The 22099-nt window shown below is 38.9% G+C and carries 22 protein-coding genes and 2 pseudogenes; 11 read left to right on the top strand and 13 right to left on the bottom strand.

The features are described 5' to 3' along the window. Positions 1-201: 201 nt before the first annotated feature. Entirely contained in the window at positions 202-369 is a 168-nt protein-coding gene (locus PCIT_RS00670; RefSeq protein WP_010364643.1) for a hypothetical protein, read from the bottom strand. 432 nt (positions 370-801) lie between these two features. On the opposite strand from PCIT_RS00670, the gene PCIT_RS00665 reads away from it, so the two are divergent. The 7 genes from PCIT_RS00665 to PCIT_RS00635 all read left to right on the top strand — a co-directional run bounded on the left by PCIT_RS00665 (position 802) and on the right by PCIT_RS00635 (position 6582). Continuing rightward, positions 802-1086, top strand: a complete 285-nt coding sequence (locus tag PCIT_RS00665; protein WP_010364641.1) for a helix-turn-helix domain-containing protein — start codon at positions 802-804, stop codon at positions 1084-1086. A 5-nt stretch (positions 1087-1091) separates the two neighbouring features. Continuing rightward, complete coding sequence (locus tag PCIT_RS00660; RefSeq protein ID WP_010364639.1) at positions 1092-1622, top strand: hypothetical protein; 531 nt, start codon at positions 1092-1094, stop codon at positions 1620-1622. Further along, complete coding sequence (locus PCIT_RS00655; RefSeq protein ID WP_157592893.1) at positions 1606-1731, top strand: bacteriocin; 126 nt, start codon at positions 1606-1608, stop codon at positions 1729-1731. The genes PCIT_RS00660 and PCIT_RS00655 overlap by 17 nt, the downstream gene beginning before the upstream one ends. A gap of 499 nt (positions 1732-2230) precedes the next feature. After that, positions 2231-3313: a nucleoid-associated protein gene (locus PCIT_RS00650; protein ID WP_010364637.1), complete on the top strand. Its 1083-nt coding sequence runs from the start codon at positions 2231-2233 to the stop codon at positions 3311-3313. Next, the gene (locus tag PCIT_RS00645) at positions 3294-4670 is read left to right on the top strand and encodes a hypothetical protein (RefSeq protein ID WP_010364636.1); all 1377 of its coding nucleotides are present in this window, start codon (positions 3294-3296) and stop codon (positions 4668-4670) included. Before PCIT_RS00650 ends, PCIT_RS00645 begins: the two co-directional genes overlap by 20 nt. Positions 4671-5036: 366 nt before the next feature. Beyond that, on the top strand, positions 5037-5633 hold the full coding sequence (locus PCIT_RS00640; RefSeq protein WP_010364634.1) for a hypothetical protein: 597 nt from the start codon (positions 5037-5039) through the stop codon (positions 5631-5633). A gap of 376 nt (positions 5634-6009) precedes the next feature. After that, positions 6010-6582 (top strand): hypothetical protein, encoded by a 573-nt coding sequence (locus tag PCIT_RS00635; protein ID WP_010364632.1) that lies wholly within the window; start codon positions 6010-6012, stop codon positions 6580-6582. Positions 6583-6636: 54 nt separating this feature from the next. Here the strand turns inward: PCIT_RS00635 and PCIT_RS00630 are convergent, their stop codons facing one another. Then, positions 6637-7095: a hypothetical protein gene (locus PCIT_RS00630; RefSeq protein WP_010364630.1), complete on the bottom strand. Its 459-nt coding sequence runs from the start codon at positions 7093-7095 to the stop codon at positions 6637-6639. A gap of 349 nt (positions 7096-7444) precedes the next feature. Here PCIT_RS00630 and PCIT_RS00625 point away from each other — a divergent pair, with 349 nt between their 5' ends. Beyond that, positions 7445-8149 carry a nucleotidyltransferase family protein gene (locus PCIT_RS00625; protein ID WP_010364969.1) on the top strand — a complete coding sequence of 235 codons (705 nt, stop codon included), beginning with the start codon at positions 7445-7447 and terminating at the stop codon, positions 8147-8149. A 392-nt stretch (positions 8150-8541) separates the two neighbouring features. On the opposite strand, the pseudogene PCIT_RS00620 reads toward PCIT_RS00625, so the two are convergent. Beyond that, positions 8542-9404: pseudogene (locus PCIT_RS00620) on the bottom strand (IS3 family transposase); the annotation flags it as partial. Positions 9405-9474: 70 nt separating this feature from the next. Between PCIT_RS00620 and PCIT_RS00615 the strand changes: the two are divergent. Both PCIT_RS00615 and PCIT_RS00610 read left to right on the top strand, forming a co-directional pair. After that, a protein-coding gene (locus tag PCIT_RS00615) for an IS3 family transposase (protein WP_238347981.1) occupies positions 9475-10553 on the top strand; the annotation gives its coding sequence in 2 pieces (ribosomal slippage) (positions 9475-9736 and positions 9736-10553; 1080 coding nt in all). A 33-nt stretch (positions 10554-10586) separates the two neighbouring features. After that, positions 10587-10874, top strand: a pseudogene (locus tag PCIT_RS00610) (transposase); the annotation flags it as partial. Between the two features lie 105 nt (positions 10875-10979). Here PCIT_RS00610 and PCIT_RS00605 read toward each other — a convergent pair. Continuing rightward, positions 10980-12440 (bottom strand): catalase, encoded by a 1461-nt coding sequence (locus PCIT_RS00605; protein ID WP_010366837.1) that lies wholly within the window; start codon positions 12438-12440, stop codon positions 10980-10982. Positions 12441-12728: 288 nt separating this feature from the next. Here PCIT_RS00605 and PCIT_RS00600 point away from each other — a divergent pair, with 288 nt between their 5' ends. Beyond that, positions 12729-13571: a hypothetical protein gene (locus tag PCIT_RS00600; protein WP_010366839.1), complete on the top strand. Its 843-nt coding sequence runs from the start codon at positions 12729-12731 to the stop codon at positions 13569-13571. Between the two features lie 86 nt (positions 13572-13657). Here PCIT_RS00600 and PCIT_RS00595 read toward each other — a convergent pair whose 3' ends face one another. From PCIT_RS00595 to PCIT_RS00555, 9 genes are all read right to left on the bottom strand, one after another. After that, entirely contained in the window at positions 13658-14104 is a 447-nt protein-coding gene (locus PCIT_RS00595) for a hypothetical protein (protein WP_010366841.1), read from the bottom strand. Positions 14105-14183: 79 nt separating this feature from the next. Further along, positions 14184-14714 (bottom strand): GrpB family protein, encoded by a 531-nt coding sequence (locus tag PCIT_RS00590; RefSeq protein ID WP_010366843.1) that lies wholly within the window; start codon positions 14712-14714, stop codon positions 14184-14186. 170 nt (positions 14715-14884) lie between these two features. Continuing rightward, positions 14885-15739 (bottom strand): Tim44 domain-containing protein, encoded by an 855-nt coding sequence (locus PCIT_RS00585; RefSeq protein WP_010366845.1) that lies wholly within the window; start codon positions 15737-15739, stop codon positions 14885-14887. A gap of 116 nt (positions 15740-15855) precedes the next feature. Beyond that, positions 15856-16578 carry a DUF3379 family protein gene (locus tag PCIT_RS00580; protein WP_010366848.1) on the bottom strand — a complete coding sequence of 241 codons (723 nt, stop codon included), beginning with the start codon at positions 16576-16578 and terminating at the stop codon, positions 15856-15858. Continuing rightward, positions 16578-17141, bottom strand: a complete 564-nt coding sequence (locus PCIT_RS00575) for a sigma-70 family RNA polymerase sigma factor (protein ID WP_273541988.1) — start codon at positions 17139-17141, stop codon at positions 16578-16580. Before PCIT_RS00575 ends, PCIT_RS00580 begins: the two co-directional genes overlap by 1 nt. A 16-nt stretch (positions 17142-17157) precedes the next feature. Next, complete coding sequence (locus PCIT_RS00570) at positions 17158-18795, bottom strand: BatD family protein (protein ID WP_010366852.1); 1638 nt, start codon at positions 18793-18795, stop codon at positions 17158-17160. Continuing rightward, positions 18789-20681 (bottom strand): vWA domain-containing protein, encoded by a 1893-nt coding sequence (locus PCIT_RS00565; RefSeq protein WP_010366854.1) that lies wholly within the window; start codon positions 20679-20681, stop codon positions 18789-18791. Before PCIT_RS00565 ends, PCIT_RS00570 begins: the two co-directional genes overlap by 7 nt. 1 nt (position 20682) lies before the next feature. After that, the gene (locus tag PCIT_RS00560) at positions 20683-21669 is read right to left on the bottom strand and encodes a vWA domain-containing protein (RefSeq protein ID WP_010366857.1); all 987 of its coding nucleotides are present in this window, start codon (positions 21667-21669) and stop codon (positions 20683-20685) included. After that, the gene (locus PCIT_RS00555; RefSeq protein WP_010366859.1) at positions 21662-22096 is read right to left on the bottom strand and encodes a DUF4381 family protein; all 435 of its coding nucleotides are present in this window, start codon (positions 22094-22096) and stop codon (positions 21662-21664) included. The genes PCIT_RS00560 and PCIT_RS00555 overlap by 8 nt, the downstream gene beginning before the upstream one ends. Between the last annotated feature and the right edge of the window lie 3 nt (positions 22097-22099).

Genomic DNA, 22099 nt, shown 5'->3' with positions numbered 1-22099 from the left:
TGAGTGGGTGTCGCCTTAATCCATCTCTAGATAAACAATACATCATAGCGTGGCGGCTTAGCCGTGCCTTATTACTGGGCAAGAGTTCAGTTTTTCTCTATTTTGGAGCTTATAGCGCATTTACTTGATTTGATTTTACTAACCAAACGATATTTCAGATTGAACGAGGCTTATTTATTGGTATTAATTTTTGAGTGGATGTCATCCTAATCTTTTTGGAACGAGATGACCAACAAATGAAGTTGGTTTTAACTGCATTTTGTCCGCTAAATATTCAACTTTTTGATAGTCAGCAAAACAAAGGCTAATGCTAATGCGTTTTCTTTGTTCGTTATAGTTTTTGAAATATTCTCGCCGTTTTTCATCCATGAGCTTACATTCCAATTTAAAGGTATAGGGGTTCTTAGGGGGTTTCCCCTAAGCAAGAGAGCAAGTGTTGGTTACCAACTTGCAATCTTGCTACTGCACTTAAGCATAGTCGTACCTGTAAACTTTTGCACTAATCATTTGAACATAAAATTAACAACCAGAAACAGTGAGTCAATTTTCCTAATGTCGAATTTTGATGCTCAACGAGTTCATACGGATATATTAAAAACTCCCAGCCCAATGAGCGTTATATATGTGAAGTCCCTGCTTTATGTTGCTTCTCGTTGCTGACATATAAATAGGAACAAACACTCTATCGTATAAAAATCTTCATAAAATACTCAATTCACACTTCATTTGTTAACAAATAGTTGTCATGCGGTTACTTAGCTGATAGTTTTCGCTTATGGGATAAGGAGTAGGTACAAGCGTGTGATTAAAAGTACAAGAAGGAAAAAAACGAATAATTTTAAGCTGTACGTTCAACGCTCAATCAGACAAATGAGGCTCGAAAAAAAATTGACTCAAAAACAATTAGCGGAAAAGTTAGGTGTTGATCAGGCAAGTGTCAGTAACTATGAATCAGGCAAAACTGAAATGACCTGTACCCAACTTTTTGAGCTGTTTTTAATTTTTGGTAAAGACTTGAGCAATGTATTTGATTTAAAAGATTCGAGCATTGAAGATGTACCTATTGAAGAACAAGAAAAGGAATAAATCCAATGTATGATATTTATACGATAGCAGACTATGCACAACTATTTTTTATTGTCTTGGGGTTATTAATGAGTTGGAAGGTTGCTACTGCGAGGTGGTTTTTTCTCTCGTATCTGGCAGTAATTATTATCAATATGGTGATGTTTTCCATCACTATCGCATGGAATACTCATTACTATATTTTTCAAGCATTCCTAAATATTGTTTTTATACTTCCTATCGTTTATCGTAGGGACTTAGCACTATTTTTCTACAGTAAAACTGGCTTGAATTTTTACCAAAGAGTATATGAAAAACAGAAACTTTCGACACAAGAGTGTATGATTTTACTGATATTTTCACTAGCACTGGTAGTCAATATTTCAACATGGCTTGAAGTACTAGCATACAAATATTATTGGATTGATAACGCTTACTTTAAGCTCTATTTTAGAGATAATATTATTTTGCTTATTCAGCTTGCTCTCTGTGGATGCCTATTAATGTACGCAACAAAAGCCGAATCGAGGGAATTGAAATATGAAAGTATTAGATAAACACCAGTTAAAACAAGTTTATGGGGGCGACTCTCGCTCTCCTGATCTCCCTGCCCGTCAACAGGCATTACCATCTCCCCCTTTACCAATTTATAGTATTGGGGGTTAAGCATCTCAAAGCGCCTTTTAGGCGCTTTTAGGTATGAATATATTTATATTTAAAGATTTATAACTACTTGCCACAATATGTAGTTGCTGTGTAGATGCTTACTATTTAGTTAACTTGGGTTGCTAGCAATCTTGATTATAAAACAAGTTATTAGGCCAAAAATACAGTCGTAATCATGACCAATTAACTTTCATTTACGTATAATTCTGAACCCATGCACCAAAAGTGAGCGATTATGTTTTCATGAAGCAATACCTGTTGTTCCATGATTTTTAATTTTCGCTCAATCTCATATCAACACCATTGAACCAAGGTGTTACATATGTGAAAATATATATTAACAATAGTTAATAATAAGCATTAATAAATATGAACTTTGTTTATGGAAGAATTTCTTTAATGCTAGCTCCAAATGTAAACCACCAGTAACTGTATAAATAAACAGTATTATTGTATAATTGATAAGAGTTTTCGTCGAGAACTTATAGAAGGATAATTTATGTCAACGATTCAGCGTTTTGTGATCCACGAGCTTTTTAAAGGCAAAGTTCCAGACAAAGCAAGTGAGTTACTAGACCTAGAACACGATATAATACTAGATTTAGCTCAACAGCTTCTTAAAGTAAAAGATAATCGTACAGCTGTACTATGGGGACAGTTTAAAAGCAATGCTGATTTCCCTATGAATCTCAAAGAGCTAAATGCAGAACTTCCAGAATCAGAACAAGATAAGGTATTCTTTGATTTAACTATATCGACGATGGATGCTTTATATGACGAAATTGTTCATACAAACAGTAAAGGAGGCTATATTTGTTTCATTGAGTATAAATCATTTAAAGACACGAGACTTATGGCTGCAATGATCACTAACACTGCTGGTATTAAGTTAACAAACTTAAAGCCGACTAAAGAAATACACGTTGATCTCAGTAAGTTGCACCAAGCCGTCGATATCAATGTTGCTCGTTATTTTCTATCCTTAAAACAGGGCTATACAAAAAATTACCTAAGCTTTATTGGTAAGGGTAAAGATACAGATTACTTCGCGAACTCATTTGGCTGTATTAACAAGACAACTCCTGCAAAAGCAGTGGCTAAGGCACCTAGAGTATTGAAAGATTTCTTAGAACAATTTGAAGCTGATCACGAAACTCAAAAAAGTGCCCGCAGTCAGCTAGTTAAGTATCTATCAGATAATGTTAACAAAGAAGTGCATTTGACTAAAATAAATGAAATTGCTATTGCTCACGTTCCTGAATCATGTACCGAGGAGCAAAAGCAAAGCTTTATAGAATTTAGCAAGCAAGACGATTATGAAATGCCAGCGACATTCTATGCAGCTAAAAACAGCGTAGACAAGCTAGCAAAAGTATATTATTCAGGTGAGGCTTTTAACTTAAATTTTGACCTTGATAGCATTGGGCTTGTTGGAATTGAGGCTGACTCTAATAAACCAATCCTCTTTGACCAAGAAAGCGATGATGTGATTATCAGGGGCCAAATGATAACTGACGATGTTAAAGAAGCCATACTAGCAGCTATTAATTTAAGTGATAAAGATGATAGCTCAACAACCTGATCTATTTAACTCCTGTATCTCACTTTACAAGCTATTTGGAGCAAATATACATTTCGAGAATGGTAAGTTGGATTTAACTACGGAAGTTAATTTGACCGATGAGCACATTGTCCATCTTACTAACTTGTTCAATAATAGGAGGCAATTCAGAAGCTTCGCTTTAGAGATCGATTGGTGTGAGGCTTCCATAAATGACATTGTAGCGGGTAGAGAATGTAACGCGTTAAAAGTGGAGTTTGAGCTATACGCTGGAAACAGCTTTTCATTTTATAAAAACGAACATGATTTGTTTTCTAAGCTATCAAGCTTTTTGATTCAAGGGAAAAAACTGCCTGAGCGTTACTATTTTACTGACGATGATTATAGGAGCGATGGTGATACCGTACTGCCTGCAATCATAAAGCTAAAAGAGCTAATGGAATGGATTAAGTTCTTAACTGCAATTTCTGATATAGATAAGCATACAAATACAGGTGTTACCCTATACTTTTTTATTAAAGGAGAGGATGACAAGTATGCTAAGCCTCTCGAAATTTCCATATGTAACATCTCAGAATTGTTAAAAATCGAAGATATCTCAACTGTTGAAGATATCTCCAAGTTAATTTCGAAAGATGAGCATGGGAATTTACATCATCAAGACAGACAGTCATTCTTTAAGCTTGCGCTTGTTGACACGCTTAAAAAGTTGGTTGCGAACGACACAACAGAAAAAAGTAACACCGAAATACTATTCACTCATTTAGATAAAGTTAAGAGCGCTTATTACGAGCACTACGAAGTATTCATTCATAACTTTGCAATAGGTGAATTTCAACAACAGGTCGAAGAAAAAGGGTTTGATTACGCAGAAAAAGTTAGCTCTGTTTTGAATGATATCCAGATTCGACTATATGCAATTCCAATCGTTTTAGTGAGTTTGGGAGCCCTTTCAAAAGTTGATAATGCTTACAGTTACTTCTTTGTTATTTCTGGCGTAGTTATTACTGCACTATTTAATTATTGGATGATAAACGATCAGATTTTAAGGCTCAAACAAATAGAAAAAAGCTGTTCATTTACTTTTGATAAATTAAAAAACCAATGTGCAGAAAAGCTTGAATCAAAAGCAATGATGAGCAACCTTGATGACATAGTCAATAATATAAAAATTAGGATAACCGATAGAAATACTAAGATTAAGTATTACAAAGCGTTATGTTGGGCTCCTACTTTAATAGCTTTGATACTTCTTGTCGTCAAGGAAAGTGCATCTATCGAAAAATTATTTAGTTTTAACCTTAATATAATAAGCCAGCCTGTAATGGACACACTTAAAATACTTTACCTTATTGTGAGGCTGCTCCTTATAAACTAGTTTTCAAATTTTGATCAATACAATTATTTTGGTACAGCGCTCACTACTAAAAAATCACCTTTGTAGCTCATGTCTAATTTTTAGTCTTGACTGTTAGGTTTAGAGTTTCACCTGAAAGAACCACACAACGGCCGTTGAAATTGTTAAGTTCCCTTATTATTTTTCTCTGAAATAGTAACTTATTCTCATACACAAGAGAGGTCTTTTCGCTCGTTTTGTCTAATATAGAAATATGCTTTAAATCAACTTTCTTTGACTAGCAATTAGTTAGTGATTTTGGTAGAAATAGGTTATTCATAAAAACGAGCTATATTTAAGTGGAAACGCATGATGTACTCACACTATATGATTATATACGAGGGAAAAATGCACCAACAAAGTAGATTTGAACACCTTTACTTGTTAGCTATATCAATCATTACGATTATTTTTACGGCTATTTTTACAGCTTATTTAGTTAATAGTCAGTGGTCCAGAAATTTAGAACAGTACAAAAACAAGTTATCTTTTGAAAAAGAAGCTTCTATGTATGGATTTGAGCTTTCAAAGGAACTATTTAGTAAAGCTGCTACTGTATACCAACATGCGGCACATTATAGAGGGGCAGAACTTTTACCAAACAGTGTCACTCCTGAAATGAAATCATTAATAAATAAATTACAGAGTATCGATACTCAATATCCAAAAACGGATAGTCACCAGATATTTTTATTACATAATGACTTCCAAATAAAATTAATGGCTTCTAAACCATATATTCCAGATACCTTGTTTTTGGAACTAGCTAAGTTTTCACTAGCAGGTGCAAAAGTGATTTTTAAAATGGAACCAAATAAAAATCAGTATGATTTGTACATCGAGTATGGAAAGTATTTTGATAACTCTATCAGAGTGTTTCGTAATTCATACAATTTAGAAGAACTGGAAGCATCAGTGTTAATGTTAAATAACAAACAAAATTAGTCAGGTTCGTAACATTTTCTCTGCACAATGCAACTCACTGCTGTTTGAGCCATTACCACTGTCCGAGCCTAATAAATTACAGCCCCTTCAAGTATCAACATAGCAAAGGTACTGCAAAGTATATGTGTATATAAATATTACGCTATACTCCCTAGATAAAAATTTATAGGGTGTGAGAAATTGGCTTTAACTTCATTTTTCTACTCAAGTTACAATGTTTTGATGGCGAAATGCTAAAAGTTGTAATTTAAGCTTAGTCACCTCATATGATTCAAAGAACTCAGTTAGCTTCAGGGTGAGTAAGTTAATTTGTGCTAAACTTTTTATGTTTTAAGCCGACATAAAATAGGTATCAACTGTTAAATAGGGAATATTTATGAAATTACAAAACGATTTAAGGAATCACCCTGTTCTCTTACAGAGCACAGAGCAAAATAACCAGCACACTTCCGTTAACCTTCATTCAAAAAGCGAAGAATTAGCTCCAAACAAATCAGCTACAACCGCTGGGGATATACAGCCAAAGCGTGATGACTTTAATGCTTTACTTGCAGTAGAAGAATTCGATATTAGTAATATTACACCTCAAGAATTTACTAGCTTGATCGCGGATATTACCCATCTATCGAGTGAAACAGGTAAAATTGATGATAGTACGATTGAAGGGTTAAGTCATTTTCGAGTGTCCCTTGAAGTACGTATGGCCACTGGACAATTAAACCCCAATGCCAAACTCGATATGCAGCAGTATGTAAATGACTACACTAAGCAGTCAGAAAATTTATCCAAGCAGGACGACAAAACCTATGCCTATTCACCAATTTATGCAAATCAATCTAAACAAGCTATAGACACTATTTTTACGCAATCTAATCTCGAAAATTTACAGTTAGAAGCCATTGACTTTTTGAAAAAAAGCGGCAGTATTTTAATAGATAAAGAAGTATGAAATACAAAAAATAACGCCAACAGTATGGCGTTATTTTTTTCATTGCTCTAAATTTTATCTAAAGTGGCGAGTTTCTGACTTGAATCTCCCCCTTCCATCTCCACCGCCTTTGTTTTCTACTACCCAGAAGTAGTCCCCAGTTCTTGGGTAAGACGATACACCATAACGTCCACTTCTGACTATTGTGCCACTTGAGTCGACAAGATAAACATAAAATGTAGCACCAGAATCGTTTCTTACCACATGGAATGACTGTAGCTTATAGCCACATTCCTGAGATACCGTGAATCTATCAACAATTTCGACTTCATTTGGATTAACTGACTCATAAGCAGTAGATTTTAGCTCCCTACAACGATAAGGGTAATCAAAGCTCTCCACTGATTGCTGTGGAGTATACTCAGAGATAGCATTGTGAATTCTAGATTCGACTTCAGAGTTTGCATATGCTGAGAATGCTGAGAATGTGATACATCCAAGTAGAAAAGTATTTATCCGTAAAGATCTTTTCATATTATAACTCCTTTTTATTATGAAAATTTAATATAACAATGATTATTTAGAGCTTAACCTTTAAGCTCTAAAAATACTATCGCATAGAAAAAACAGAAATCACAGCATTATTTACCCACCCATCATCCACAAAATTATAATTTAAATTTATTAATATAATCATATTTTTATTATTTAAACTGACTAAGGACACTCATTGATTGATTAAAAATTCAACGGGTGTTTATTCACTTGTTTATGTAAATGGTTAACTGTCGCGCTTAAGTACCTTTCTGTGGTTCTTATGTCACTGTGTCACATCATTTTTGCCAATGCGAATAAATCACAACCTCCTTCAAGCATCAAAACAATGAGAGCCGTTTTACTTGCTGCGGGGCTGGGCACAAGATTAAAGCCCCTAACTAACACTATACCAAAATGTTTAGTTCCGATTGGTGGACGACCTCTACTTGATTACTGGATAGAAAAGCTTATTAAATTAGGAATATCTAAAATTTTAATCAACACCCACTATAAATCAGAACTCGTTGAAGCATTTGTGCATTCACATAAATACCGAGAACAAATTTACCTTTCGCATGAAACTGAACTACTTGATACAGGTGGCACTTTAATTAAAAATAGAGAGTTTTGGGATAGTTCGGATGTTTTAATCGCTCATGCCGATAACTTTACCACCAGTGATCTCAGTGGGCTAATCTCAGCGCACAGCTTCCGAGCAAGCCATATTGATGTAACAATGTTATTGTTTTACTCTGACACACCACAATCTTGTGGCATTGTCGAACTAGATGAACTGAACATAATAACAGGGTATTTCGAAAAAGTAGCTCAACCACCAACTAATTTAGCAAATGGAGCTGTCTTTTTATTTTCCCCAAAAGTATTCCAACGTTTTTTTCAGCCAATGCTACGTGAGAAGCGGCTCAGTCTATGCGCAGATATAGTGCCCACTATGATTGGCTCTATGCAAGGTTGGCTTGTTGATGGCCCTTATATGGATATTGGTACACCTGCATCGTATAAGCATGCAAACGATATTATTAAGCTATAAAATTAAAAATAACATTTACAGCATTAGAACCTCTTGAGATAAAACCTGATTAATTAATAGTGTTCGCTACCTTTAAGTAAGCATCTTTAAGCTTACTCACTTCAATTAAACATGAGGACACTTCCCCGAAGCTAAAAGCTTCATAGTTTTTGTACATTGTTAATTTAAAGCTGACATACTTAGCACCGCTAAAATAGAATAAATACTATGCTATTCACTCTCAATTGACCTCTTGCTTGTTAGAGGTTTTGCTGATTTACAATACCAGAAGATACCCCATGCAAGGTCCGTTGGAATAATCGAATGTGCTTTTTATCGTCCATTATAATTTCATAAATAAATAGCGAACACCGGTAATCCTCCCATTTTTAATAGCCATCAAAAATAGAGAGTTAAGCTACAGCCAACGGCGGTTTACCTCCATTAGCTTTATGCGGCCTTTTATGATTATAAAACCACAGCCAACTTGTAGCATGCTCTTGAACCTCTTCCAACGTATCAAATAAGTTTTTGCTCAACCAGCTATATCGAATTGTTTTGTTATGTCGTTCGATGTAAGCGTTTTGTTGTGGGTTGCCCGGTTGAATATATTCAATTCGAATTCCATGCTGTTTCGCCCAATGAGTAAATTCATGACTGATAAATTCAGGACCATTATCACAACGAATGACGCTTGGTTTACCTCGCCACTCAATGAGTTGATTTAGGCTTCTTATCACTCTAATCGCTGGAAACGAATACCCAACATCAATCACCAACCCTTCACGTTTATAATCATCAATGATGTTAAATAAACGTATTTTTCGGCCATTACTTAACTGGTCATGCATAAAGTCGACCGACCATACTTGATTGCGCTTTATTGGCTCTTTAAGAGGCTCTGGTTTATGCCGTTTCAATCGCCTTCTAGGGCGTATTCTCAAATTAAGGGCTAACTCACAATAAATACGATAAACACGCTTATGGTTCCATTTAAAGCCTTCTACATTTCGCAAATAGTCGTAGCACAGACCAAAACCCCAATCGGTTTCGTTCTCGGTTAATTTTACGAGCCAGTCGGCTATTTCAGCGTTTTCTGAACTTAGCTTTGCTTGGTAGCGATAGCAACTTTCACTGATACCAAACGCTATGCAAGCCAGTTTAATACTGATGTTATGATTAGAAAGCATATGCTGTGCCATCACTTTGCGTTGCGACGGCTTCACCACTTTTTTTGCATCGCTTCCTGAACTATTTCCGCTTTTAAACGCTCTTCTGTAACTCCCCCAAAAAATGAAACAGTTCATAAGTAGAATTTTCCATTAACTAAAATAGGAAAATTTACGATGAGAAAAAGTAAGTTCACCGAAACTCAAATTGTCAGCATGATCAAAGAAGCTGAATCAGGTATTCCAGTGCCTGAAATTTGCCGTAAACATGGCATAGGCCAAAGCACATTTTACAAATGGCGCTCAAAATATGGTGGTATGGAAGCATCTGATGTTAAACGCCTTAAAGAACTTGAAGAAGAAAATCGTAAGCTAAAAGATATGTTTGCAACGCTGAGCTTAAAGCACTCGATGCTTGAGGATATCATTGCAAAAAAGCTGTAAAGACAAGTAGACGCAGAGCTTGGGTTGAGCATTTGAGAACTCAATTTAACGTCAGCGTCGCATTTGCTTGTGAAGTGGCTGGATTAAGCCGCTCAGTTTTTTATTACAAACATAAACGGCCATCAGATGATGAAGTTATCGACGCATTGCTAGCATTGATCGAACGTCACCAAAGGTGGGGGCTGCCCAAACTATTTAAAAGGCTTCGCAACAAGGGTAAACCTTGGAATAAGAAGCGTGTTGAACGTGTTTACAACATGCTTAAACTCAACTTAAGACGTAAAGGAAAACGCCGTGTACCAACGAGAACGCCAGAACCATTAAGTGCCCCACTGCAACATAATGAATCTTGGTCAATGGACTTTATGAGTGATGCATTAAGCTATGGACATCGGTTCAGAACATTGAATGTACTCGATGACTTCAATCGACAAGCATTAGCGATTGAAGTTGATACCAGTTTAACGGCTGAGAGAGTAATTAGGACACTAAAACAGATCATTGCTTGGCGCGGCAAACCAAAACAAATTAGGGTAGATAATGGCCCAGAGTTTACTTCCACTATGCTTGAAACGTGGGCGATGGAAAACAGTATTAAGCTAGAGTTTATAAAACCTGGTAGCCCTTATCAAAATGGCTTTGTGGAAAGGTTTAACCGAAGTTACCGTGAAGAAGTGCTAGATTTATACTTGTTTGAGTCACTACAAGAAGTACGTGAAATCACAGATGAATGGTTAGATATTTATAATTATGAACGACCCCATGATTCACTTGGTGATATGACACCAATTAGTTATCTTGAGGCTGCATAAAATTCTACAAAAGAGCTGTACTAAATTGGGTGGAGTTACACCTGGACGGCTCATTGGGGTAATCTCAATACTCTATTTAGCTACCCTCAAGATATTCGTAAAGCTATCTACACGACAAATGCTATTGAATCTCTGAACAGTGTGATCAGAAAAGCGACCAAGAAACGTAAACTGTTCCCGACAGATGAATCGGCTAGAAAGGTGGTTTACTTAGCGATAATGGATGCTTCCAAGAGGTGGACAATGCCTATTCATCACTGGAAGCAAGCTCTAAATCGTTTTATGATTATGTTTGAAGACCGACTAACTGAATACTTGTAACCAAGAGCAGTTACACAGAATTATTTACAGGGTCGGTAATTAAACCGACATAATCCCTTGGTAATCACACTTATACAACTTAAGTGATCCCTCAATAGTTTTAGTTCATTCTAAGGCTGCTAAAGCAGCCTTAACCGCTTTCATATATTGCGGGTCTGCCTTGTCAAATTGCTCAAGCATGCGTTGTTGAATATGCTCATTTGCCGCACTCAGTCCGCCAGCTATATTTGTTGCCACTTGCAACTGCTGCTCAGCGCTCATTAGTCTGAATAAGTCACCTGCTTGCGTGTAGTAGTCTTCGTGGTCTTGGTTATGCGGTTTTAGCCATGCATTCTGTGCTAACGGCATCGGTGGCTCTGCCACCGTAATATCAGGGCTGGGGGCGCCTTCATTACTTCTATCATTGGGATAAAAATTAACGCTATTCTTATCGCTTTTAATATTGCCAGAAAATGGGCATACGCCAGCAAAGGCACCATCACGTTGATAGTTATTAACTGGGCATTTTGGTGCGTTGACTGGAATTTGGTTAACATTCGCTCCAACACGATATCTATGCGCATCTTGATAGGCAATTAACCGTGCCTGTAGCATTTTATCCGGTGATGCGCCAATACCTGGAACCAAGTTGCTTGGTGCAAATGCCGCTTGTTCGGTTTCTGCAAAGTAATTGTCTACATTTCTATTTAGCTCTAAGGTACCAATATCAATGAGAGGGACTTCTTTGTGAGGCCAAATTTTAGTGAGATCAAACGGATTAATCGACAGCGTTTTTGCTTGAGCTTCACTGATGATCTGCAGTTTGACGTTCCAGCGGGGGAAGTCGCCTTGCTCAATGGCAGCAACTAAGTCTTGTTGTGCACCAAACGCTGGGTATTTGTGGGCATCATCGCTGTGCACTGTCTCAATACCTTGCTGTGTTTTTAAGTGCCACTTTACCCAAAACCGTTCACCAGCTTGATTCCAAAAGCTCAAGGTATGCGAACCAAAGCCGTGCATATGCCGGTAGCTCAATGGGATCCCTCTATCTGACATTAAAATAGTCATTTGGTGCAACGATTGTGGGTGATTAGCCCAAAACTCAAACATAGCAGCAGGATCGGGTAGGTTTGTTTGTGGGTTTTTCTTCTGTGAGTGCACAAAGTCTGGAAACTTTATCGGATCATTAAGAAAAAATACCGGTGTATTGTTACCAACCAGGTCAAAATTGCCCTGTTCGGTGTAAAACTTTACAGCAAAACCACGAGGATCTCGCGCATAGTCACTTGAATCTTGACCACCGCCTACTGTCGAAAAGCGCACAAACACTTCTGTTTGTTGGCCGGCTTTTTGTAAAAAATGCGCAATAGTGTGATCTGTCAGTGATTCGCTCAGTGTAAATGTGCCATAAGCACCTGTACCACGTGCGTGAACGACTCGTTCTGGGAGTCGCTCTCGGTTAAAGTGCGCTAGTTTTTCAAAAAGCCGAAAGTTATCAAAGGTGAGTGAACCTTGCTCACCAGCAGAAATACTGTTGTTATCATCTGCAATAGGCGCGCCTGCCGACGTTGTAAGCGTAGTTTTCATAATGCCTCCGCAATATATAATTTCAAGAAACGGGTATAAACAGGCCAATAGACCAGCAAGTCGTGGCTGTAACATAGCTATTTTCATAGTTCAGGTAGTGGGCCACGTAGAGAAGTATAGTTAATGTCTTTCAATCTTAAAAATGATATAAATAACTTGCTGCAATCGATTTGTTTGATGGGTTGATATGCACATTACTTTTCTGGTCCCTCAGAGTTATGGGGCAGGGACGGCAGTAAAGTTTCTTGATAAACTGGTTCTATTCTGGGGCAATAATCACATAAGCCTATGACATCGTGGCAATCCTCTTTTATAAAAACACATACATTAACTGACAGTTATATTTCGGATGTAGAGCCAATAGTTCAGTGGGTAAAAGCAGAATATACAAAAATGATGGGATTACCTTTTTGCCTGGGGTTAAATGGTGCACAGGGCAGCGGTAAGTCAACATTAGCGGCATACTTAGCAGCTGCGCTTGGGAATGACGGGATTAGCGTGGCTGTTGTCTCAATAGATGATTTCTATTTATCACCAGAAGAACGACAGATGTTGGCTACAAACCAACACCCACTGCTAAAAACCCGAGGTGTGCCAGGGACACACTCTATTTTACAAGCAATCGATGTCGTTGATTCATTTAAAGCACAGCGTCAATTTATACTGCCACGGTTTGATAAATCTCAAGATAAACCGCTTCAATCGCAATTTTGGCAAAAAGTTGAGACGCCACCAGATATTCTCATTTTTGAAGGGTGGTGTATTGGTTTAAAGCCAGAGCCCGCTGCACGCTTAAAAAGTCCAGTAAATAGCTTAGAAGCCAAGTACGATAGTTCAGGTACTTATCGGCACTATGTCAACAACTGCCTAGCACAAGATTATCAGCAGTTGTTTTCATTGCTCGACAAATTAATATATTTAGATGTGCAGACATTTGAGAGGGTCTACCAATGGCGGCTACAGCAAGAGAGACAACTTAAGATGAGGCTTGGTGAGGGAATGAATGACCTTGAGGTCGCTGAATTTATTAAATACTTTGAACGTTTGACTGTGTGGGGGCTGGCATCGTTACCAAAGCAGAGTGATTTAACCATTCGCGTAAATGAAGCACATCGTTTTTCTATTGAGTAATACAGCATGCAGTGCGGATGCCTTTCACATCGTTTAATAAATTATGGGTAGCTCATGGTGATTGGCTTAAAAATACCTTTTATAAGTTAAACAATATTAAAGCATATATTGTTGACTTGCTCTTTACCAAGCAAGGAGATGATCCGGTGCTTGATTTGATCTTTATCAGCAATTGGGTAAAAGTCATACCCATTACCATTGCCATCAACAATAATTGATAAGTAGTTGTCTTTTATCGTGACAATAGATATACGGGCACATTTTATTCCGACTTGCTGCCCTTTTATAAGTAGACTGTTTTCTATGATAAGGTGTTCTCCTTCTTTTTTGATAAAAAAGTCAATGGAGTTTGCCGTTTTAAATTTATTTGAAAGCGTATATCTATGACCAGTAAAAAATATATACAAAGTAAAAGGGACAAAAAGTAAATGTATTTGCTCCAGTTCATATACTTGACTAGCAAAAAAACACGTTACTGAAAAGATGAGAATGAGTGGGGGATATAGCTTTTTCTTGTTGTTAAATGTTGTCAAAATTATTTCTTGCATTGAGTTAGGGGAAATAGTATTTACGCGAATTCATGCTTTTCTTTTACACTTCCAGTAAACTTATTTAAAACACTTGTTTATCCAGTATGGCTTTTACAAAAGGTGATTTAGCCTTACCATAATCGTCTTGCTGAGATAGCCCTTGCTCTAATACGCGGCGTTTTTGTGCTTCATACTCAGTGCGTGCATGCGGGTTTGCCAACATATAAGCTTTAAAATGAGATTGCTTATGATGTTCGATACTGTTTTTTTCAATAACATGCAGGTGTACTTGGAAGGTTTCGTCAAGATAAATTACCGCAATATCTTTACGCGGGCGTGTGTCAGGAAAGGGTTTACTACTGTGTTGTTTTAAAAAGCCGAAGTCGTTCAGATGTTTTATCGCCAGTTCTAGTGCGCCAGGTTGATATAATAGTGAAATATCAATGATCCCTTTCCCTGCGACTTTGAATGAGCTTGAGCCGAAATGTAGAAACTCAAAGTCGGGGTGTTTAAGCTCTGCGATAATGGCGTCTGCCACGTCGATAAAAATTGGGCGCCATGGGTTAAAGCTTGCCGAAAGCAATTGGTACTGTGTAAACGTGATTTTTTCCACAACTTATCACTATTTATAAATATTTATGCTTTATATTAATGAGTTACGTATTGGTTTTCAAGTAGAGCTGAGAGGTATCACTGTATTGATTGCTTTATGGCTGGGCGCTACATGGGTAATTTATGGTAGTGAATAAGGCGCCTACTTAGGCGCCTTGTCAAACTGCTAGATTAACTGTCGATGTGGTCTTCAACACCAACGATTAACCATGGTGAATCACCAGCGGTTTTTCTTTCTAAGTGCCATACTTCATGAATAGGCTCTTCTTGCATATCACCTAAATCACGGTATTTACCCTTAAACATAATGCTCACTTCCCATACATGTGGTTGGGTATCAGCACGAACCATTTCAGCGTCAATAAACATAACTTCAGTCGCAACATCACCTTGTTGTTCACGTTCTTGCTTAAATTGCTCAACGAGCTCTGGGCTTAAGTATTCAGCCATCGTATTGTAGTCTTTGCTATTCCATGCACCTTGTAGTGTATGGTAGTGCTGACGAGCACCTTGTAAAAAACCATTTATGTCAAAATCACGAGGTAGGTTAAATGGCACGTCTTGTTGTTGACCAAACCCGCCTGATGTTTGCTGCTGTGCTTGGAACTGTTGTGGCTGATTAAATGTTTGTTGCTGGTTAAATTGCGGTGCACCAGCCATTTGAGGCTGTTGACGCTTTGCCATGAATGCTTTGATCAGTTTAAAAATAACGAATGCGGCGATTGCAAGCATAAGCATTTCCATAAACTGGAAGCCTTCAAAGTCATCTCCTAGCATTGACGCAATTAATCCGCCGGCTAGTAAGCCACCTAGTACGCCCGCCATGATGCCTTTTTTGCTAGATTTTGGCTTAGCTGTTTTGTTGGCTGCCAAAGACTTTGTATCCACTTGCTTTTTCTGTGCAGTGGTGCTGGTTTGGTGGGTTTTACCTGATTTCTTACTACCAAATTTTTTGCGCGCTTCTACATCAAAGCTAGTGGCAAATAATAGTGAGATTAGCGAAAACAATACTATAAAGTTTCTCATAACAATCCTATAAATCTTAAGTCGTTAGGATTTTAAAGAAACTCGTTCGGAAGATAAATATAAATCGATGAAATGACGTCGAAAAGAAAAGGCGCAAAGCGCCTTTTTGTAAACCTTTATAACCAACGCAGTGCGCCGTTTATTTCAGTTTGATAATCTTCCATGGGAGTGCCTATATTTGCAACAAGGATGGTGTCTGCTTTTTGTCCATTGGCAATAACGCCGGCAAAACGTTCATCGCTAAAATGACCGTCTTCTTGTTGGTAATCATTATTTTGCGCAGGCACAATAAAAACAGTCATAGGGCCATGTTCAGATTGAAATATTAAATGCAGACTTTTCTGACCTTTAAAATTACAAAATGTCGCATAGGTTACTTTGCCCGGAAGACTATCAAATTGTGCACCGAACATTGCTAGCTTTTCATTAACAACTTGCAATGCGACTTCTTGACTTCGTTCAAGTGCATTGACTTCATAGTAGACATGTTCAAGCGCATGTTCACCCGCTTGCAATGGTGAGCTGGTTGCACTCATAAAATAAATACCGACTGCCAGCACCATACTTGCCGCAGTTGCAAACGGTGCGTTGTATCTGCGGTACCAAGCAATATCTACTACATTGCTTGCTGTACTTGTTTCATCTTTGTATTGCTGTTGTAAAATGCGATCAGCGAGTCCTGTCGGTACTTCTACGTGTAACGCGGACTTTAATTGTGCGTCAAAGTCTTGCAGTTCATTTACTAAGCCTTGCTGCTCAGGATTTTCAATTGCATGATCAATTACTTCCGTGTCATTGGGATCTGCAAAAAGTCGACGACGAAACTCTAATTCATCCATCAGTTTGATGCCCCTTTAATTGGTTCATGATTATCAGTGAGTGCCTCTTTTAGCTGATTACGGGCACGGTATAAGCGTGTCATCACCGTATTTTTGTTCAACTCTAAAATGTCTGCTATTTCTTCACCAGAGCAGCCCATAACAACTTGTAATAAGAGTGGCTCTCGATATTCAGACGATAATTTATTTATTTGCCTTTGTATGACGGTCTGCTCCATTTCATCGTCAAGCGTGACACTTTTATTATCCTCTAGGGTGTCATTTTCTACATCGGCATAATCAAATTGCTTTCTCTCAAAACGTCGAGCATTCTCGCGTCTTAAAATTGTCAATAACCAAGGCTTTGCCGCTTTGTCATCTTGTAATGATTCCAGCGAACGCCAAGCCCGTAAAAATGTCTCTTGCACTAAGTCTTCTGCGATGGTTGGATCATGACATAACCAATAAGCGAATCGATATAATTCGCTGTGATATACCTGAACCAAGGCTTCGTAACGCTTTTTTTTCATGGTCATGCTAAGTAAGACCTTGTAGTTGGCAATTTTATTGCAACACTCTGTAATTATTTTTCCACTTAACTCAGTATAGTTGAGTTAAGTGTTTGTCATCTTTCATTGTTTTCTTTTTTATCGTTTGTTCGAACAATTGATATAATGCGTTTAAATCGACCGATTGCTCGTGACTACTATAAAGAGATGCTTGTAGTTTTGCAATTTCAGAAGAGAGTTCAGCGACGCCTAACTGGCTGAGCCATGTGTCTAAGTTCAAGGTCGGCGCTTGATGTTTTACATAGAGTCGAAGCTCGGCATAAAACTGAGTGTTGTCGCCCAGCTGAGCGGCTTTTTTTAAGTTTTTAAGTGTGACCTCTGGAACCTCTTTTTTTGGTTCAGCGGCGACATTTTCTGGCTTTTGTCTTCGAACAAACCAAATAACCACCGTGATTATCCACAGCAGATAGCCTGATACTAATATTAACCAGTCATACCATGCTTTTTGTTCAACCACGACTGTTGCCGGGGTTGATGCACTATTATTTGGCGTTTGTGCAATGACCGATGATGGTACTTCTGCTGGCACAGTGGGTGTGGCAATTTGGTTAACATCGGCGATCACGGTGATGGTCCGGGCTGGGAGTGTGGCATATTCGAGGCGTTTAATTACCGTGTTAAACCACGGGACGCTTATTTCTGGCAAAGTATAAGTGCCGGGAGTTTGTGGCACGAGCGCAAATGACGATATCAATTGTGATATTACACGACCATCTCTGGCAAGCTGTTTTCTATCGCTTTCATCAGGGTAGCTCCGAATACCGGAAATTGCTTCCATGGTGATATCGGGTAATTGCTCCTTAGTGACGCCAACAGCTGTGAGTGTCATTGTACGGGTAATAGGTGTGCCTACTGTTACTTCATTGTCGCTTGGCTGCCATTCTTCGCTCAAATCGACTAATTCACTTGGCAGCCAATCACCTGTATAGTCATTTGGGACTGCTTTTACGTCAACTGTCAGCGGCTCAGCAATTGCTGATACTGCCATTCTTCGATAGTTTTCACGTACTTGTCCGTTAAAGGCTGGGGCTTCGATGGTAAAGTTACCACTTTTTTGTGGTTGAATTAAATACTCTCTGGTGATCACCATATAGCGACGACCATCTACGACTTCATATTCTTCAGTTTGTTTACCAAGTTGCGTTATTTGTCCCTCGTTCATCGCTGGAGAGGTGAGCTGTCCATCGAGTAAGTCTTTGCCGATGTAGAGTTTTACCTTATATAAACCGGCTTGCTGAACATACAAACTTTCAGGTGTTAAAGCAGTTTCAATAAAAATGTCTTTTTGGTCAGTGTCGTCTTTGCCTCGAGCAACCACAGTCAAGGTAATGGGTTGAGAAGTATTCCCGTTTACGGTAAAGCTTGGAATGGTAAATGTGCCTTCACTACGCGCTAGCAATTGCATTTGCCATGTAGTTTGGCTGGTCATACTGCCATTTATAATACTGGTGCGAGAGCCAACACTCATAGGGCCAACCACAAATTGCTGTGCTAACGCACTGGTGTCAGGTTGAGTACCTGATACTTTGCCATTGGCTTCTATCGTTAACGTTAGATATTCTCCAACCAGCACAGGGTTTTTATCAACGCTTGCACTAAGGGTGTCAAATGCCCATATACTATAACTGTTAATTAACAGGAATAAGGGGATCAGTAAGCGTATTACCATGATTTTTCAACTCCTTGACGGCGGCGTTGTTGTGCTCGCTGTTGTGCTTCTAATTGCATTTTGTTTCTTAATAAAATAGCTGGGTCATCTGGTACTTTTCGAAGTAGTTGACTGAGCTGTTGTGCTTTCTCTTTTTCTTCAGGTGTTAAAGGCTGAGCTGTCACTTCCCCCATGTTTTCTGGGTTTTGTTCTTGCTTTTGCGCATTTTGTTGTGCTTGCTGTTGAGCCTGCATTTCCTGTTCTGTTAGGTTGTCTTCTTCACCTTTTTGCTCATCATTTTGCTGTGCCTGAGCAGAGTCTTGTTTTTGTTGTTCATCTTGAGGTTCTTTTGCATCACTTTGCATGTCGGGTGAATTATTTTGCCCCTCTGTATTTTGGTCGCTACTATTTGATTTATCTTGCTCCGACTGTTGCTGTTCGTCACTCGATTGTTTATCAGATTGTTTGCCGTCAGACTGTTGCTCGTCAGAATCAGCATTGTCCTGTTGCTCGTTATTTTGCTGATCTTGATTTTGTTGCTGATCTTGCGATTGCTCTTGTTGTTGCTTATGCAAATCCTCTACAAGCTTTTTATTATCAAGTGCCTGCTGAAATTCAGGGTCTTGTTTAAGGGCTGAGTCATACGCTTCTAGCGCTGCTTCTAATTGACCTGACTTTGCCAATGCATTAGCGTAGTTATATTGACCAATTGCGCTGGTTGTATTCTTTAAGACATTCGCAGCTTCTTCAAATTGCCCTTGCTTATAAAGCGCGGCGCCTTTTAATGCCAAGTTATCAGCTGATGCTGCCGCAGAAAACTGCTCTTGCTCAAACGCCGAGAGCGCGTTTTGGTCAGTATTTTTAAACCACGTTTGCCAATCTGCAGCATACACTTGTTCATTGGGTAATAGCATTAACGCCATAACAGATAAAGTTAAGCCTGCTTTTCTTATAAGCAAGAGTGCCAGTGGAAGCAAAATGAGTAGCCCGTAATGGCCTGCATCTATTCGCCATAGCATTTCACTTTGACGGGTTTCATTCAGTTGCTTATTGTCAACCTGCGGCTTAAATACAGTTAAGTCATGAGCTGCGGTAGAGTAAGCTGCAAATTGTCCATTTTGACTACGTGCTAAGTTTGAAAGTCGAGGCACATTTAGCTTCGGTACTACAATTTGTCCGGAGTTGTCTTTTAAAAAACCGCCTTCAGGTAATGCAATAGGAGCACCTTGCTCGGTACCCACCGCATAAATATGGAGTGTGTAGGCATGGCTCTTTAATTCAGAGCGAATATCATCAACGTCGTCTTGGTCAAGGCCATCAGTAATAAGCACGATTTCACCATTTTGATATCCAGCCTGTTTGAGCAATGAGATTGACTGGTCAAGACCGGCAAGTACATTCGACCCCTTACTCGGCATTATTTCTGGGCTTAAACTAGGTATTAAGTTACTCAATGTTTGCGCGTCACTGGTGAGAGGGGACACGGTAAACGCATCTCCTGCGTAAGCCACTAATGCAGTATCCCCCTCTTTAAATAGCTCAATCATATCAAGAGTTTTAAAACGAGCTTGGGTTAAACGATTGGGTGCAATATCAGTAGAATACATTGAATAAGACATATCCATTAGAACAACACGCGCTTGCTTAGTTTGAAATACGGGCACCTGTTGTTTCTCAAAACTGGGTCCAGCAGCGCATATAATGGTGATGAGCATAAACACCGCAATGAGCAAAGGGCTATGCGTCTTGCGTTGTTGTTGTGCATCACTGAGCATAATATTCGCTAAGTGTGGCGCAATCAGCGGGCTATGTTTTTGTTTAGCGCGTTTAGCAAACTGTACGGTCGTTAAAATAAACCAAGGCAGTAATAGCCAGAGCAATTCAGGTCTAATAAATATAAATTCCATATTAGGCCTCCTGTTTTAAGCCGCGTAGGGCTTTGATTAAAATCGTGAGCATAATAAGCGCGAGTGCAGCAAGCAATGGCCAAAAAAACAAAGCCAGTTGTGGCCTAAAGGTTTGTTCTTCATCACTGATAGGCTCTAATTCATCAAGTTCTTGATAGATTTTTTGTAAGCCACTAACATCTTTGGCTCTAAAGTAACTGCCGCCGGTCTCTGATGCGATGTGTTTCAAAGTGGCTTCATCAATGCTGCTGCCTGCTGAACCGCCCATGCCAAATAAACTGAAACCACCTCGACCATCTGAACCTACTCCGACCGTATAAACTTTGATGCCTTCTTCTCTGGCTAAAATGAGTGCTTCTTCAGGCTTAAGATTACCCGCTGTATTTTGCCCATCGGTTAGCAGTATTAAAATACGGTTGCTGTCTTGCTTTTGACTAAATCGTTTTACTGAAAGTCCTAATGCATCACCAATTGCGGTTGCACGGCCAACAAGACCAATTTGTGCTTCACTGAGCATTTGGCTAACGGTGTTTAAATCGCGAGTTAAAGGCGTTTGTAAAAATGCTGTATCACCAAATAATATTAGACCTAAGCGGTCGCCTTGGCGTTGCTCAATGAATTCGCCCAACACGGCTTTAACAACCGATAATCTATCTACGTAGCGGCCTTGATACTCCATGTCTTGCTCATTCATTGAGCCAGATAGATCGACTGCCAGCATAATATCACGGCCTTCATTTGGTAAAGCAACTGGCTCATCCAGCCATTGTGGGTTTGCTGCAGCAATAACGAGGAGGACCCAAATTAAGCCTTCTAGCCAAGAAACACCTCGTGAGTGTTCACTTATTTTAGGCGCTAATGAAGATAAACTTGCAAAACTCGGCATGCGTAAGCGCTGTGAAGTACTGTGTTGTGTGGGCTTAAACTTGGCGATTAACCAAGGCAGCGGCAGTAATAAGAACAGCCATGGCCAGCTAAACTCAAACATTTATTGTCTCCTTGAGCTTAAATTTATTGATGGCAAGGGTCAGTTTATCAGCTAGTTGACTATCAGGCGTTGGAGCATAAAGACTGTTGAGTTCTTGCTCGTTAAATGACAACCCAGATAACCTGCTTAAGGTATGCGCCCATTGATTTTGCGATTGTGTGGTAGCGGCTACACCATAGTAATGTTTAGTAAGTCGTTTTAAGATGATGTGCAGTGCTTGTGCATTATTAGGATGTTGTTGGCTTTGCAAGATGGCCTGTTTTTTGGCTTTTTTATGGCAATGCGCTTTGTATGCATATCTGCAAATTATTAATACTAATATTAGTGTGCTCAGAGCGACAGCCCACACCATTGGCGATAGAGGCCACCAAGAGACTTCACTCGGTGGCAGTACATCATGTAAGGCGTCAAGTGGTGATGCTTGCATTTA

Source organism: Pseudoalteromonas citrea (assembly GCF_000238375.3).
Taxonomy (GTDB): Bacteria; Pseudomonadota; Gammaproteobacteria; order Enterobacterales; family Alteromonadaceae; genus Pseudoalteromonas; species Pseudoalteromonas citrea.
This window is presented reverse-complemented; position numbering and strand designations above follow the sequence as displayed.

Excerpts from the sequence above, each read along its gene's own strand:
- PCIT_RS00565 (WP_010366854.1), bottom strand. The coding sequence starts at position 20,681 with ATGGAATTTATATTTATTAGACCTGAATTGCTCTGGCTATTACTGCCT.
- PCIT_RS00630 (WP_010364630.1), bottom strand. The coding sequence starts at position 7,095 with ATGAAAAGATCTTTACGGATAAATACTTTTCTACTTGGATGTATCACA.
- PCIT_RS00635 (WP_010364632.1), top strand. The coding sequence starts at position 6,010 with ATGAAATTACAAAACGATTTAAGGAATCACCCTGTTCTCTTACAGAGC.
- PCIT_RS00660 (WP_010364639.1), top strand. The coding sequence starts at position 1,092 with ATGTATGATATTTATACGATAGCAGACTATGCACAACTATTTTTTATT.
- PCIT_RS00560 (WP_010366857.1), bottom strand. The coding sequence starts at position 21,669 with ATGTTTGAGTTTAGCTGGCCATGGCTGTTCTTATTACTGCCGCTGCCT.
- PCIT_RS00625 (WP_010364969.1), top strand. The coding sequence starts at position 7,445 with ATGAGAGCCGTTTTACTTGCTGCGGGGCTGGGCACAAGATTAAAGCCC.
- PCIT_RS00640 (WP_010364634.1), top strand. The coding sequence starts at position 5,037 with ATGCACCAACAAAGTAGATTTGAACACCTTTACTTGTTAGCTATATCA.
- PCIT_RS00605 (WP_010366837.1), bottom strand. The coding sequence starts at position 12,440 with ATGAAAACTACGCTTACAACGTCGGCAGGCGCGCCTATTGCAGATGAT.
- PCIT_RS00555 (WP_010366859.1), bottom strand. The coding sequence starts at position 22,096 with ATGCAAGCATCACCACTTGACGCCTTACATGATGTACTGCCACCGAGT.
- PCIT_RS00570 (WP_010366852.1), bottom strand. The coding sequence starts at position 18,795 with ATGGTAATACGCTTACTGATCCCCTTATTCCTGTTAATTAACAGTTAT.
- PCIT_RS00645 (WP_010364636.1), top strand. The coding sequence starts at position 3,294 with ATGATAGCTCAACAACCTGATCTATTTAACTCCTGTATCTCACTTTAC.
- PCIT_RS00655 (WP_157592893.1), top strand. The coding sequence starts at position 1,606 with ATGAAAGTATTAGATAAACACCAGTTAAAACAAGTTTATGGGGGCGAC.
- PCIT_RS00650 (WP_010364637.1), top strand. The coding sequence starts at position 2,231 with ATGTCAACGATTCAGCGTTTTGTGATCCACGAGCTTTTTAAAGGCAAA.
- PCIT_RS00585 (WP_010366845.1), bottom strand. The coding sequence starts at position 15,739 with ATGAGAAACTTTATAGTATTGTTTTCGCTAATCTCACTATTATTTGCC.
- PCIT_RS00600 (WP_010366839.1), top strand. The coding sequence starts at position 12,729 with ATGACATCGTGGCAATCCTCTTTTATAAAAACACATACATTAACTGAC.
- PCIT_RS00670 (WP_010364643.1), bottom strand. The coding sequence starts at position 369 with ATGGATGAAAAACGGCGAGAATATTTCAAAAACTATAACGAACAAAGA.
- PCIT_RS00580 (WP_010366848.1), bottom strand. The coding sequence starts at position 16,578 with ATGGATGAATTAGAGTTTCGTCGTCGACTTTTTGCAGATCCCAATGAC.